The following is a 14,049-nucleotide window of genomic DNA, read 5'->3' as shown; positions in this document are numbered from 1 at the left end:
CCGCCCGCAGGCGGCGATAGCGGGGTCGAGGGAGACGTCAGGTTTGAAACAGGTGCGAGCGTATCGCCGCGATATCGACGGTCTGAGAGCGATCGCCGTTCTTCCGGTGGTGGTCTTTCATATCGCCCAATCCTACCTTCGCGGCGGATATGTCGGGGTCGATATCTTCTTCGTCATTTCCGGCTATCTGATCAGCAGCCACATCATGGCCGATGCGGCGGCGGGTCGGTTCGACCTTCTTGATTTCTACCGGCGGCGCATTCGCCGCATCCTTCCCGCCTTTGTGGCCCTGTTGACGGTCGTGACGGCGCTCGTTGTCTGGCGCTTCTTTCCCATCGAAACCATCAAATACGCAGGATCGCTCCTGGCGGCCCTCGGCTCGGTGTCGAACCTTTATTTCTGGCGCGATGCCGGCTATTTTCAGCCCACCGTCAAAAGCCTGCCGCTGCTGCACACCTGGTCGCTGGCGGTTGAGGAGCAGTTCTACCTCGTCTTCCCCCTGATCATCATGGGCGTGACGCGTTGGGCCCCGCGCCGCCTGACCCTCATCGTCACCGGCCTGCTCGGACTGTCCCTGGCCCTCAGCGCGGCCTCCGTGACGGCTTTCCCTTCAGGGGGCTTCTACCTTCTGCCGACCCGGGCCTGGGAGCTTCTGATCGGCACGGTCTTGGCCCTCGGCGTCATTCCGGCAATTCGAAACCCGTTCGTCCGTAATCTCGTCGCCGCGACCGGGCTGGCGCTGATCGCCGGGTCGATGATGCTTTTCACCCAGACCACGCCCTTCCCCTGGATCGCCGCCCTCGCGCCCTGGCTGTGCGCAGCGCTCATCATTCATTCCGGTCAGGCCGGGACCTGGGTTTCACGTCTGCTCTCGCTGCGGCCGCTGGTCTTCATCGGCCTTATCTCCTGTTCGCTCTATCTGTGGCACTGGTCCATCATGGTGTTCCAGCGGTACGACGCGCTTTTGCTCGTCACCGCCGTAGCGGGCCTCGTCGTGCTCGCCCTCGTCCTGATCGGCACGCAAGGCCTTCCCGGCCGGTTTCCCGCCGGGGCGGTCAGGATGGCGATCGCCGGCGATGCGTCCAGCCTCGAGCGACAGTTGTCGGGCCAGCCTTTTGAAGCCGATCGCCTGTTCCAGATCGCGGCCCGCCAACACGGCTTCGGCTATGTTTCGCTAATCGATGCGCTGTGTTCGTCGCGTCGCTGCCAGGCGGTCGCCGGCGACGGAGCCCCGATGCTGTTTGACGGCGACCATGCGACGCCCGCTGGAGCCCGGGTCATCGCCGGTCGCATCTCCGACGGTCTTGTAGCCCAGTCGGGGGTCGCACCGCCCCCGACCGGTTCGCCAAAGCCCCGTTCGGAGCCCGCCCCCTTGAGCCGGATCAACGGTCCAGGCCCCGCCGGATGAGGACGACATCTTCTGACAATCGTGACGCCCCGATGCGGCGTCGGCGGGCGAGCCGCCGGCGTACGGCAAGTTCCACCGCCGCCCTCGGCCCAAAAATCCTCGCCGGGCTGACGCTCTTTCCTGCGGGGCTCTGCGTCTTCCATCTAACCGCCGGCGCCAACTCCGTTGCGGCCGCCCTGTGGCTCACCCTGGCGATGGCCCTGGCCCTGTCGGCGACCCTTCTCGCGCTCTGGCACGGCGCCGCGGGGGCGGACGCGCCCTCGCCCAGAACCCATCCGCTGATTACCGGAGCCTTTGCGACAACCCTGATGATCGCCGGAGCCGGCCTGATCCTTCCCGGCGGACGCTCCGGCGAAATTCTCGGCGACGCCGTGTCGCATTCGCTGTCCGTCGATCAAACCGCCACCCTGGTGGAGATCGTCAAACTCGCAGGCCTCGCCTGCGCGTTCCTGATCGGCTGCCTACAGGGCGGCGCCGTGAAACGGGCCTTGGCGACAAGCCAGGCGGTCGTCTTCAGCGGTGCGGTCTTCGCCCTGATCGGTGTTTTCAACTACCTCTCGGGCGAACAGGTCCGCACGGGCAACCGGCTTGCGGCGGGATTCATGAGCGCCAATAGTGCGGCGACACTGTTCGGGATGCTTCTCGTCATCGCCGTCGCCCTGCTGGTTCAACAAGGCGGCTCGTGGCGTTCGCTTGACCGACACCGCTTGCGCCCGAACTTTTTCCTGCTGACCGCAAGCATCGCCGTCCTCGGTGCAAGCCTGCTTCTCACGGCCTCGCGGATGGGTTTTGTCGCCACCGGCGTCGCCTTGGCCGTGATGGCCTGGCAGTGGGCACGGTCACGAAAAGCGCCGCTTCCAGCCCGATCCGCCCTCTGGATCGGGACGGCGGCCCTCACCTGTCTTGCGCTGCTCGCGGGTGCCGACGTCCTGTGGGAGCGGTTCGGACACATCGACGACGACGCCGTCAATCGCGGCGTGATCTTCGTCAGCCATTGGCGGGCGTTCCTCGCCTCGCCGGCGTTCGGCTACGGCCTGGGCTCGTTTCCCTTGATCAACAATGTGGTGATGACCCCGGAGACCTACTCCGCGCTCTGGTCAATTCGTGCAGCTCACAACGTCTACATCCAGTGGCTTGAGGAGGCCGGCGTCGTCGGCGCCGCGCCTATGTTCGTCTGTATCGGCGCCTGCCTTTGGACGGCCGTGAAATCGGCGCGCCAGCGTTCGCCCGAGCGTCTTTTCCTGGATGGGCTGATCGCCGCCGACATCGTCGTTCTTCTCCACGGACTCACCGACTATTCCCTTCAGGTCCCGTCGATCGCCGCGACCTGGGCGTTCCTTCTGGGGTTGCAGGTGGCGCTTGTCCGCCGGCCGGCATCGGACCGGGCCGCGGCTCGCGGGGGTGCGATCTCGCGCTTCGGCCGCAGGACCGTGACGCGACTGCGGAAGATTGGTTTGCAGCGCACTATGGAAGCGCTAGCAATTCGAGCTCAGGTCGATAAAGATTCGGCGGCGAGAGCGACCGTCTGTGGCGTTCAGAGGGACAGATTGACTGTGCAATCGATGAACGTGTGTCATTGCGCCCGAAATCCACAGGTCGAACCGCCCGTCAGAACCCGTAAGACGTCTTCGGCGCAGGTCCGCCGACGTCGCGAGGTGTCGACGAGCCAATCGGGCTCTCTCCCCGGCGCGCCCGGCCTCTTCCCACAGGCTCGCGACCCAGGTCCGGACGTATGAACGGTCGCCGGAGGCTCCTGGTCGGCGGCGTGCCGACCACCCGCATCACCCGCGCAGAGCTGGCGGGCATGATGGTTGAGGACTGCCTCCAGGCGCGCGCCGGGGTTCTCACCCAGCCTCTGATAATCATTTCCTCGAACGGCGCAGTCATCGCCGACTTCCACGCCAATCGGGCGTTTCGCGAAATGGTCCTGGAAGCCGACGTCATCGACGCCGACGGTATGCCCCTGGTGATGGCGACGCGTCTGTTGTGCCGTGAGCCGCTCAGCGAGCGGGTGGCGACGACGGATTTCATCCTCGACGCCTCCGCCGCAGCGGCGCGCGAAGGCTTGCGGTTCTTCTTCCTTGGCGCCAAGCCGGGCGTGGCCCAGACGGCCGCCGACCACCTCCTGGACCAGTATCCGGGTTTGCAGATCGTCGGCATCCGGCACGGCTATTTCGACCGCGAGGATGAAGCGGCGATCTGCGAAGAGATCCTCGCCGCCCGCGCCGACGTCGTCTGGATCGGCCTGGGCAGTCCCATCCAGGAATCCTTCGCCCTGCGAAACCGCGCGCGGCTGTCGGGCGTCGCCTGGCTTCGCACCTGCGGCGGCATGTTCGATCATTATTCGGGTAAGTTCCACCGCGCGCCCCTGTGGATGCAGCGCAACGGCCTGGAGTGGCTGTACCGGACCTTCAACGAGCCCCTCCGCCTGGGCCGTCGCTACCTCGGCACCAATCTTCCAGCCCTGTTCTACCTTGCGACCCAGACGTCAGACGCCCCGCGCCCGAAACGGGCCTCCCGGGCTGATGCGGATGTCCGGGGCCGCAGATAGCGGCTATGGTCCGGGAACGCGTCGCGGGTGAGGAAGGGTCAGGTTTGGGGCTGAACAGGATAGACACGGGCCTCGCCGCGACCGGACCGGCCGCGCAGCGCCCGGCGACCGCACGACCGCGCAAGATCTGGTTTCTGGTCACCCACTCCAACGCCGGGGGCGCCCAGGAAGTCGCCGCCAACCTGGCCGAGAGCTTCCAGGCGCGCGGCCATGAGGTTCGCCTGGTCGCCTTGTTTCCATCGGCAGGCGCGGTGCGCGCCGTTTCAGCGGAGACGCCCTGGTCCTACGTCGCACTGCGCAGACCCGGCTCCCCCTTCGGGCTGATCGGCCTTTTGCGGAGCCTCACGCGGCTCTTGTCGGACGGCGCGCCCGACGTGGTGTTCACCGCCCTGCCCGCCGCAAACGTGCTCACGCCGATCGCGGTCCGGCTCGCCGGCCTGTCGACCCAAGTGGTGACGACGCACCATTCGCCGGCCGAGACCCACAGTCCGCTGCTGAACCTTCTCGATGGTTTCACCGGTTCGCTGAAGGCGGTCACCGCCGTGGTCAGCGTGTCGCACACGGTCGGGCGATCGCACGACGGCAAACCGGCCGCCTATCTGGCCAAACGCCACACCATCACTAATGCGCTTCCGCCGCAAATCGAGCAGACGGCCGCGCGGCTCCGCGCAGGGCGGGGCAAGGACGGGGCCGGCCGGCGTCTGGTGGTCGCCACAGGCCGTCTGGCGGCGCAAAAAAACTATCCGACGCTGATCCGCGCCCTGTCGCATCTTCCCGCTACGCGCCTGCACATCATCGGCGACGGACCAGATGAGGGGGACCTCAAGGCGCTCGCCCGCACGCTCGGCGTTTCGGCGCGCGTCGACTTCCTGGGATTTCGACCGCGGCCCGAAGCGCTCGCCCTGCTGGCCCAAGGCGACGTCTTCGCCCAGCCCAGCCTGTACGAAGGTCACAGTCTCGGCCTCGTCGAAGCCGCCAGACTCGGCCTCCCCCTGGTGGTCTCGGACGCGCCGGTGCAAATCGAGGGGGTCACCGCGCCGGACGGGGAGGTTTGCGGTCTCGTCGTCGGGGTCCACGATGATGTCGCCCTCGCCGGCGCAATCGCCCGTCTCCTGGACGATCCTGACGTCTACCGGGACTACGTCGCCCGGGCGACGCGACTAGGCGAGACGACGGGCTGGGACACGATGCTTGCGGCCTATGAACGGCTGGCGCTCTGATGGGCTCAGCAGGAACGCCGAAGCTGACCGGCGGCCCGTTCCTTCGCGCCCGCGTGTCACCCGCGATGGCGGGACAATGATGCCGGCCTTGGCCTTGCCACGCCCGGTCCAGACGACCGGACAGCGGTCCGCCCGCTTGTGCGGCCTGGCGCTTGTCGTTCTGATGCTGCTCGTTTTCGTGGGGCTGAGTCCCCTCACGGCGCAGAAGGCCGTCAACTCGACCGGCGACGGAAATCTTCTCCGACAGGGCCTCTACATCCTGGTCTTCGGGTTCGTTCTGCTGGCCTCCCAGGCGCTGCAGTACCCGCAGCGCCTCCTGGCGCCGACGCTTTCGATCTGGCTGGTGCTGGCCTGGAGCTGCCTCAGCCTGAGCTGGTCGCTCGAACCGTCCATCGCGACACGGCGGCTACTGCTGACCTCGATCATCATCTGGACCGTGTTCGCGACCGTCGAGCGCGCCGGGTTCGAGCGCAGCATGAGAGCGTTCCAGATCACGCTGATCGGCGTCCTAGCGCTGAACTACGCCCTCGTCATCGCCTCCCCCGCGACCGCCATCCACCAGATCGCCGATGTGGTCGATCCCGGCCTTGTCGGCGACTGGCGCGGCGTGCTTCCCCAAAAGAATTTCGCCGGCGCCCTGTGCGCCCTCACCGTGATTTCGCTGGCGTTCTACGGCGGCTGGATCAACGTCGCCCTGCGCTGGGGCCTCATCCTGGCGGCCGCCTATTTCCTGTTTCGCTCGGGATCCAAGACCTCGCTGTCAGTTCTGGGCGTGGCTGTCGTCGTCGGCGGCGCCTACCTGGGCTACAATCCTAGATACCGGTCGCTGTTGATCCCTTTGGTGATCGGTCTGCTGAGCCTGCTGGTGCTGATCGGCCAGTTCTACTGGGGCGATCTGGTGCGATCGCTCACGACCGGCGAGGCCTTGACCGGACGCGCCGAAATCTGGTCCGTCGTCCTGCGCTACGCCGAGGATCACTGGCTGCGCGGCGCCGGGTTCGGCTCCTTCTGGAACATCGGCAGTGCGAGTCCCATTTTCACCTACACCCACGGCTGGGTCTCTGGACTGGGCAACGGCCACAACGGCTACCTTGATCTGCTCATCACCATCGGGGCGCCGGGACTGATCCTGGCCGTTATCGCGATGATTCTCGATCCTCTGGTCCGGCTTTTCGCCAGCCGCACTGTCATGATTCAACGCGGGTCGGTCATGATCGCCATGCTGGTGTTCTGCGCGGGCCACAATTTCAGCGAAAGCAGCCTTTTCGACCGGGACATGATCATGCAGCTAGTGTTCGTTTTCACAGTCGCCATGACCGTTTTGGCCACGCGCAAGCCCCTCCCCCCCGGACGGACAGAGCCGTTTTACTGGGCCTGGACGGCGCCCGGGCCCGCCGGTTCGCAATCGCCCGCCCCCGACACCCGCCATCGTCCCGGAATGAACGCCCAATGACCCTCGCCGACTCCAGAGAGCCCAGACAGGCGAGGCGTTTCCTCATTCCTGCGGTCATCTGCATTTTTGTGCTGGTGACGCTCGTCCTGGTGGCGCCGATCATGACCGCAGACGGCCCGGCCGGGGGCGGGGGCAATACGGCACGCCAGCTGGCCTATGCCCTCCTCTTCCTGAGCACGATCTGGATCGTGGGGGGATTCAAGAATCCGAGAAAGCTGCTGGCTCCTCCGCTGAGCATGATCCTGGCGGTCCTGTGGTGCTGGCTCAGCGTCACCTGGGCCATCGAGCCGTCGATCTCGATGAGGCGGCTGATCCTCACCACCCTGGTTTTCTGGACCATCTATCTACTGGTCGAGGAATGCGGCTACGCTCGCACGATAAAAGCCATCATGATCTGCCTGGCGGCCCTGCTGATCGTGAATTTCCTCGCCGTGGCGGTTTCGCCGCACACCGCGATCCACCAGCCGGGCGACGGGATGGACGATGGCCTGATCGGCGACTGGAAGGGCGTGCTGCCGCAGAAAAACTTCACCGGCGCAGTCTGCGCCCTGACGATTTTGATATTCGGATTTGGCCGCCAGAAGTTAAACCTTTTCTTGAGGATCGGCGTCATCGTCGCGTCGGCCGTCTTCCTGTTCAAGACCGAGTCGAAGACATCGATGGGTATGTTGCTGCTGGCCGCCGCCGTCGGTGGCGTCTATCTCGTCTTCAATCCTCGCCTGCGCTTCATCATGATCCCCGTGGTCGCCGCCGCCGGGGTCGCGGGCATGATTTATTCGATCACAGCCTGGGACGAGATGCTCGGGCCGTTCGCGCGCCGAGACGGCCTGACCGGCCGCGTCCAGATCTGGCCCTACCTCATCTCCTACGCCCAGGACCATCCGTTCGGCTCCGGCTACGGCTCCTTCTGGAACATCGGAGAAACCAGTCCGATCTTCGCCTATTCCAAAAACTGGGTGGCCGGGCTCAGCGCCGGCCACAACGGTTATCTCGACGTCCTGGTCCAGGTGGGCTGGGTCGGGCTTGTTCTGGTGGTCCTGGCGACCATTCTGATCCCCTTGTGGAAACTGCTCTCCAACGCCCAGGTCAGCCGACCCACCGGAGCGCTGCTGATTGCGCTTCTCACGTTCTGCATGGGTCACAACATCACCGAGACCAGCCTGTTCGAGCGGGACGTCATCGTCGGGGTGTTCCTGATCCTCGCCGCGGCCCTGACCAATGTCGTCACACGCAAGCCGGCGGCGCCGCGCAGCGGGTCGTCGGGGGCCGGGCGGCGTTCCCGGACGGCGAAATCAGCCCTCCCGGACGGCGAACGCCTGCAGGCTCCCGGCACGGGCCATGGGTGAGGACGGCCTGGCGGCCGACCTTCGCTCCGACGACAGCCTGCCCCGAAAAATGCTTCGCTACGCCCTAGCCGGGGTCGGCCCTATAGGCGTGGCCGGCGCCCAGTTCCTGATGTCCGTGCAGCTTCTGCACAGCCTGCCCCCGCTTGCCTTCGGCGCATTCTCCTTCCTTCTCGTGGCGAGCCAGTTCAGCACGGGCATATGGACCGCCCTGTTTTTCGCCCCGATGCCGATCCTGCTGTCGACAGCGGACACGGACCTGCGCGCGGCGCGTCAGCGCAGCCTCATGGCGGCGAATCTGGCGGGGGCGCTCGCCGCCGGCCCGGTGTTCGCCGCGGTCGCCTTTGTCTTCGACGTGCCGTGGCCCGCGGCCCTGGCCTTCGGCGCCTTCGGCGCCGCCAACCTGATGCGCTGGTTCGGTCGGGCATACGCCTACGCCTACGCCGCTGGCGCGGCCTGGCGCACCATGGCGTCGGACGTCCTGTTCGCCTTGGCGCTGCTCGCGGGGGTAGCGATCGCCCTGCTTCAGCCGTCCGTTTCTCTGGTCACGCCCTACTCGGCCCTGCTCGCGGCCGCGGTCCTCGGTCTCGCGCCCTTCGGCGGCGCCTTTCTGAGACGCCAGTTTCTCGAGATCGCCCCAAGGGACCTGCGGGGCTATGGCACGATCTGGCTCGGCCACGCCCGCTGGTCCTTGAGCGGCGTGCTCACGACCGAGGCGACCGGCAACGCCCACGCCTATATCGTGACCCTGCTGCGGGGCGCCAACGCCTTCGCCCCCCTGGCCGCAAGCGCTCTTCTGATGCGCCCCGTGAGCGTGGCCTCCAACGCGCTCACGGATTTTGAGCGGCCGCAGCTGGCGCGGCTGCTGGCCGCCGGACGTTTTCAAGAGGCCGACCGCGCCATTCTGTTCTTCCGGCTGATGCTGCTCATGGCCTGGGTCGGCACGGTCGGGCTGGCCGCCCTGCTGATGCGGTTTGCGCCGCAGGCGCTCTTTCCTCCTCAGTATGACCGTCCTCAATTGGCGCTGGGCGCCTGGTTGTGGCTGGCCGTCGCCTTCGTGCGGCTTCTGCGCACGCCCGAAAGCGTGCTGCTGCAGGCGAGCGGCCAGTTCCGGGCCCTCGCCCACGCCAGCCTGATTTCCTGCGGCGTGTCCGTCGCCGCCGTGACGGTGTTGCTTGTGACCGCAGGACCGGTCTGGTCGATCGTCGGCGTGCTGGCGGGCGAGATCGTCTTCGCTGTCTGGACCCGCCGCCAGAAGACGCAATGGATGGCGACCCAGCTGGCTCTGGGCTCTGGCCACAGCCTTCCGCCGCCCGCCCCGCGCTAGCCTTGTCAGGCCCCCGGAGGCGTTCCGACTTGGGGCTTTGGACCGTGGAGCGGCGCCAGGGCGGCGGTCATCGGCGTTTCGATAAGGCGATGAACGGTGAGGCCGACGCCGACGCCAGAGGCTGCGGCTACCACGGCGGGCCAGAGCGCAGGCAGGTTCAACCCTTCCGGAACGAATTTCCTGACGAGAACGTAGGTCAGACCGACGGCGAACATGTGGAACAGGTAGATGGCGTAACTGGCGTCTCCGAGGTAGGCCAGAACGGGCGGCGCCGCGCGCGTCCAGGCCTCGGGCGCCCGGGACAGGCAAAGGACAATGAGCGCGCATGTCCCCACCAGCCAGAACTCCGTCATCAGCCGGGTCTCGACGGCGACGTACATCACCGCCATCGCGCCCAGCGAGACCGCCGAGACGCCCAGTCCCGCCATGGCGAGGGGGACCGGAAGGGAGGGCGCGTCGGGACGGGCCAACACGGCGATCCAGACGCCCGCGACAAAGGCGATCATCACGATACGCGTATAGAACTGCGCCGGCGCCCATGGAAAGTCGAACACCAGACCGAGGCCGACCAAGGCGCCGAAAACGACCGTCAGAGCGACGGCCCGGCTCCAGGCCCCAAATGCGGCGAGACAGGCGAAGACGACATAGAAAAATATCTCGTAGTTCAGTGTCCAGCCGAGCTTGAGGAAGGGCGTGATTTGGCCTGACGATCCGGGTTCGTACATCGGCACGAACAACAGCGACGACACGATGTGCCGAAGGTCGATCACCGTGTCCTTGAAAGCCCACGGGATAGCCAGGGCCGCCAGCGCTGCGACGGCCGTGGCGACGTAGTAGAGGGGCGCCACCCGAAGAAGGCGGCGGCGCATGAACCGGACCGGATCGAACCCGCCCTGGCCGGTAGTGACCACCATGATGTAGCCGCTTATGACGAAGAACAGGGTCACGCCGAACCGTCCCCCCAGATGGGCCGCGCCGTGCGCCGCCGGAGAGGGATGAACAATCGCGTGCGTGACCACCACCATGACGGCCGCGATGGCCCGGGCCCATTGAAGGCCGATCAACTTCTTCATTCACGACCGGGGCGCGTGGAGCCCAGATAGGCGCGCAGCCTGTCGGTGAACGCCGGTGAGGCATGGGCGGTGATTCCGCTCGGTCGGCTCAGGTTCCTGAACTGCGACAACCGGTCGGTCAACGCGCCGACATCGGCGGCGACATGGACGCCCGGCGTGTCGGCGAAGCGGCGCGCGGTCGCGGCCTGGTGGCCGTTGCGATGTTCGCCACGGCCGAAATCCCGCGGCATCACGATAATGGGTTTGCCGTATTCCATCGCCGTCAGGATCGACCCCATGCCCGCGTGGCTGATGTGAAGGTCGGCGCGCTTCTGTAAATCCAGAAATGCGCCCTGATCGAGGAAGGCGAAGGCCTTGAGCGTATGCGGTCGATAGGTCGACGGGCCGATCTGGGCGATCACCTCGATCCTGGGATGGACGAGGGCCCAGTCGTCCACCGCCCGGACCAGACGATCAAAGGGCAGTTGGGTGCCGACCGACAGCAGGATCAAAGGACGGCACCGAAATAGTCTATTCCCTTGGCCGCATCGGCGAGATGCGCCCACTGGGTCAGTCGCAGATCGGCTTTGCCCTCCACCAACCGGGCGGAAAGCGAGACCTTCTCGGAGTTGGCGACGCTGTCGATCCAGACCGTGCGCGCGCCCAGAAGAATCTTGCCCAGCCACAAGGCGACGACGCCCGGCGCCGCCCCCGTCGTGACGATGATGTCCGGACGGAATCTGATCAGGACGACCATCATCTGCGCCATCATGGGCGGCAGGCGCCACGGACTGCTTTGGGACGCGTCCCAGACGACGGCCACCGCGCGCCGGCCCATCGGGGCCCTGCCCCCGGCAACCGTGGTCACGAATTTGACGTCCATGCCCTCGAAGGCCGGGACCAGCCTGGCCAGCTGCACCCAGTGTCCGCCGGCGGACGCCACAAGCAAGACGCGATCCGCCATCCCGTCCTTTCCAGTCGCCGCAGGGCGACGCTCCGTGAGGCCGGACCCTGCCGGACTGTGAAGATCATGGTTCATATCTGCCTATGTGTTGCTCACCAAGGCTATAGCGTGCGTGTGTTGAGAATGGATTTCGATGCCAAACGCGATTATTTTCCCGCCAGTCCGAAACATTCGGACGTCCGCCGGAACAGATAGGGCGAAGGCGTGCAATCCGAGGGTTGCCCATAGCGCCAACCGGAGCCCTTGAATCCCAGGTAGACCCGCCCGAAGACGTCCTTGTCGGCGTCCATGGACACCACCTGATCCAGGGTCCCGACGGGAAATTGTCCGATCCGGGTCCAGCTCCTGGCGTCATCAACGGATCTCCAGACGCCGTAGACCCCTTGCAGGCGTCCCGCGATATAGAGGGCCGGATAGGCCGCTCCCGGCGCCGCCTTGCCGAACGCCACGTCCTGGACCCCCGAGACGCCCGTCAAGACGGTCCAGTTCCGCCCGCCGTCCACGCTGCGCCGCAGACCGGTATCGACGCCGACGCCGTCCAGGCCCGTGGTGAAAAACAAATGACCGGCCTGACCCGGAACCGCGCGCAGCTTGGCGCTCCCGCGACTGTGGGGGGCGATTTCGCCCGTCCAGGCCCGGGTCCAGGTCGCTGCGCCGTCGCGCGTGACCCACAGACCGGCCAGGGCCGCGTTGGCCCCATCCCCCGAGTGATAAAGGTAGAACACCCCCGGGAGAACCCGGTCGGCGGCCACGGTTCTCCGGTTATCGTAGTAGTGGGCGTAGGAGCCTGTGAACGGCAGAACCTCTCCCGTCAGCGCCACCCGCGTCCAGCTCGCCCCGCGGTCGCGGGTGAAAAAGGGCGAACGGTTGTTAGCCGGCACCCAGACGATGTTGTTGACGTCGTTGGCCGAGACGGCGATCGCGCCATAGGACATGCGCCAGGGATCAGAAGCCTCGGTGCCGGGCGGTTGGGGAAGCCGCGCGAATTTCGACCAGGTTCTCCCGGCGTCGGTGCTGAAGCCCGCCAGCACCGAATCGCCGTCCTGCGCGCAGCATTTCAGCGTGTCGGAGGCGTTGGTGACGAGAAAGGACGGGTCGATCGCGCTCCAGTCGACCTGCTGGACGGCGATGAGCACCCGGGGTCGGGGGCCGTATCCGGTCGAGTATCGCCGCAGATCCTCCCTGCGGTGGACGCCGAAGTCCCAGGCGGCGAACAGCGGGGCCTGGCCGGGCGGCGCGACGACGTCATTGGCGACCAGTTCTTCGATGCCGCGGACCTGACTCGTCCAGACGGCCGTCCCACCAGCGTCCCCGACATCGGCGAAATACACGCCGCTGCCGGCGGCGTTCCAGAGCCGGTTCGGCACGACAGGATCGAACACGACGGCGCCGGTGGGGAAGTAGGCCTTGTCCACGACCTTGAGCCAGCCAGGCTCGTTGTCTCCGACGACCGCGCGGCTGGTCACGCGGGACCAATGCGCTCCCGCATCTGCGCTGTGGTAGCCGCGCCCCCCCTCGTCGAAGACATAGACTTCGCCGCTTACGGGATTGATGGCGACCGTCCCGAATCGCCTCGGCCGTATGCCGGGGTTCTGCGTCAGGTCGCTCCACTGACCCCCGGAGAACCGCCAGACCTTCTGGCCCTCCTCGTCGACGCCATAGAAGGCGCCGTTGGCGGAGAACGCGCCCTGGCGCAAGCGCAAGGGGCCCGCGGCCCGACCCCCGCCCGGGTCAGAGAACGACCGGCCCGCATCCAAAGACACCAACATTCGCGATCCCGAGGCCATCGCCCAGACCTGGCCGCCGTCCGGGGTGAACCAGACGATGATCCCGGGCGCCGCGCGGGCCGGCGGCGCGCCGGCCTTGCCGTGGGGGTTCGGGACGGAGGCGACCCGGGACCACCGCGTCCCGCCGTCGTCCGAACGCCAGAGCCCGTCGCCGGGGGTGCCGTAAATCACCAGATCGGGATTGTCGGGGTGCACGGCGACGTGGGGGCCGGAATGACGGAAGGGACTGTTGGCGTCGACCTCGCTGTGCGGCATGGCCGTCTTCACGAAACGGGCGCCGCCATCCTCGGACCGGAACAGGTCTCCGGCCATGGCGAGATAGATCCGGCGCGGGTCGGACGGCGCGACGACGACCTCGTAGACGCCCGTGTTCAAACGCATGGGCTCCCGATCGGCGAGCGGCATGCTGGCGGTGGTGACCAGATCGACCCAGCGGTCTTGGCGGGCGTCCCAGAGGTAGGCGCCGTAGACATCCGAACGGGCGACGCGCGTCGCGCCGGACAAGTCCACGCTGTACCCGGTCACGAACCCCCCGCCCCCGATGGCCACGGGCCGCCATTCGTAGGCGCCGGCGTCCCAAGCGCCGACCGCCGCCGCCCGGTCGGGCACCTTGGCCTCGCCCGCAGGATCCAGACCAATGGCGATGGCGGCACCGACCCCGGCCGACAGGACCGCAGCGCCCAAGCCAAAGGCGACGGCGCCGGACCTGAGCCGTCGCGACGTTAAAGCGGTCGAGCCTGATTGCCCATTATGCTGCGGCGCGGTATGAGATCGGTTAGCCATGATGCTCTTGATACGATCGGCTATTTCAGAACAGGAACTGTTTTCTAATGGTTCTTGGTCAAGCATCCGGCATGACATATGCAACAACACTTCCGAGGTGGGCCGTGCCCGCTGAAAATGACACACGCTGATCCTGCGACCGCCTGTTTCCGACGTGACGC

11 protein-coding genes are annotated in these 14,049 nt (G+C 66.6%); 7 read left to right on the top strand and 4 right to left on the bottom strand.

What is annotated here, in order from left to right; genetic code table 11:
* The first annotated feature begins 52 nt into the window (after nucleotides 1–52).
* The 7 genes from ACP696_RS01100 to ACP696_RS01070 all read left to right on the top strand — a co-directional run bounded on the left by ACP696_RS01100 (nucleotide 53) and on the right by ACP696_RS01070 (nucleotide 9,302).
* The gene (locus tag ACP696_RS01100) at nucleotides 53–1,408 is read left to right on the top strand and encodes an acyltransferase family protein (protein ID WP_426011834.1); all 1,356 of its coding nucleotides are present in this window, start codon (nucleotides 53–55) and stop codon (nucleotides 1,406–1,408) included.
* 32 nt (nucleotides 1,409–1,440) lie between these two features.
* Complete coding sequence (locus tag ACP696_RS01095; RefSeq protein ID WP_426011634.1) at nucleotides 1,441–3,144, top strand: O-antigen ligase family protein; 1,704 nt, start codon at nucleotides 1,441–1,443, stop codon at nucleotides 3,142–3,144.
* A complete protein-coding gene (locus ACP696_RS01090) occupies nucleotides 3,141–3,959 on the top strand; it encodes a WecB/TagA/CpsF family glycosyltransferase (protein WP_426011635.1) in 819 nt (272 codons plus the stop codon). Before ACP696_RS01095 ends, ACP696_RS01090 begins: the two co-directional genes overlap by 4 nt.
* 5 nt (nucleotides 3,960–3,964) lie before the next feature.
* Complete coding sequence (locus ACP696_RS01085) at nucleotides 3,965–5,179, top strand: glycosyltransferase (RefSeq protein WP_426011636.1); 1,215 nt, start codon at nucleotides 3,965–3,967, stop codon at nucleotides 5,177–5,179.
* Between the two features lie 76 nt (nucleotides 5,180–5,255).
* The gene (locus ACP696_RS01080) at nucleotides 5,256–6,632 is read left to right on the top strand and encodes an O-antigen ligase family protein (protein ID WP_426011637.1); all 1,377 of its coding nucleotides are present in this window, start codon (nucleotides 5,256–5,258) and stop codon (nucleotides 6,630–6,632) included.
* Nucleotides 6,629–7,978 carry an O-antigen ligase family protein gene (locus ACP696_RS01075; RefSeq protein ID WP_426011638.1) on the top strand — a complete coding sequence of 450 codons (1,350 nt, stop codon included), beginning with the start codon at nucleotides 6,629–6,631 and terminating at the stop codon, nucleotides 7,976–7,978. The genes ACP696_RS01080 and ACP696_RS01075 overlap by 4 nt, the downstream gene beginning before the upstream one ends.
* The gene (locus ACP696_RS01070) at nucleotides 7,971–9,302 is read left to right on the top strand and encodes a hypothetical protein (protein WP_426011639.1); all 1,332 of its coding nucleotides are present in this window, start codon (nucleotides 7,971–7,973) and stop codon (nucleotides 9,300–9,302) included. Before ACP696_RS01075 ends, ACP696_RS01070 begins: the two co-directional genes overlap by 8 nt.
* Before the next feature lie 5 nt (nucleotides 9,303–9,307).
* Here ACP696_RS01070 and ACP696_RS01065 read toward each other — a convergent pair whose 3' ends face one another.
* From ACP696_RS01065 to ACP696_RS01050, 4 genes are all read right to left on the bottom strand, one after another.
* The gene (locus ACP696_RS01065; RefSeq protein ID WP_426011640.1) at nucleotides 9,308–10,375 is read right to left on the bottom strand and encodes an acyltransferase family protein; all 1,068 of its coding nucleotides are present in this window, start codon (nucleotides 10,373–10,375) and stop codon (nucleotides 9,308–9,310) included.
* Nucleotides 10,372–10,866 carry a glycosyltransferase gene (locus tag ACP696_RS01060; protein WP_426011641.1) on the bottom strand — a complete coding sequence of 165 codons (495 nt, stop codon included), beginning with the start codon at nucleotides 10,864–10,866 and terminating at the stop codon, nucleotides 10,372–10,374. Before ACP696_RS01060 ends, ACP696_RS01065 begins: the two co-directional genes overlap by 4 nt.
* Nucleotides 10,863–11,318, bottom strand: coding sequence for a glucuronosyltransferase (locus ACP696_RS01055; RefSeq protein ID WP_426011642.1), 456 nt, complete (start codon nucleotides 11,316–11,318; stop codon nucleotides 10,863–10,865). The genes ACP696_RS01060 and ACP696_RS01055 overlap by 4 nt, the downstream gene beginning before the upstream one ends.
* Nucleotides 11,319–11,464: 146 nt before the next feature.
* Nucleotides 11,465–13,954: a hypothetical protein gene (locus ACP696_RS01050; protein ID WP_426043376.1), complete on the bottom strand. Its 2,490-nt coding sequence runs from the start codon at nucleotides 13,952–13,954 to the stop codon at nucleotides 11,465–11,467.
* Nucleotides 13,955–14,049 lie beyond the last annotated feature (95 nt).

It is taken from the genome of Caulobacter sp. DWR3-1-2 (assembly GCF_049896225.1).
Classification (GTDB): domain Bacteria; phylum Pseudomonadota; class Alphaproteobacteria; order Caulobacterales; family Caulobacteraceae; genus Caulobacter.
The sequence above is the reverse complement of the archived record's forward strand: the minus strand, read 5'-3'. Positions and strand labels throughout refer to the sequence as shown.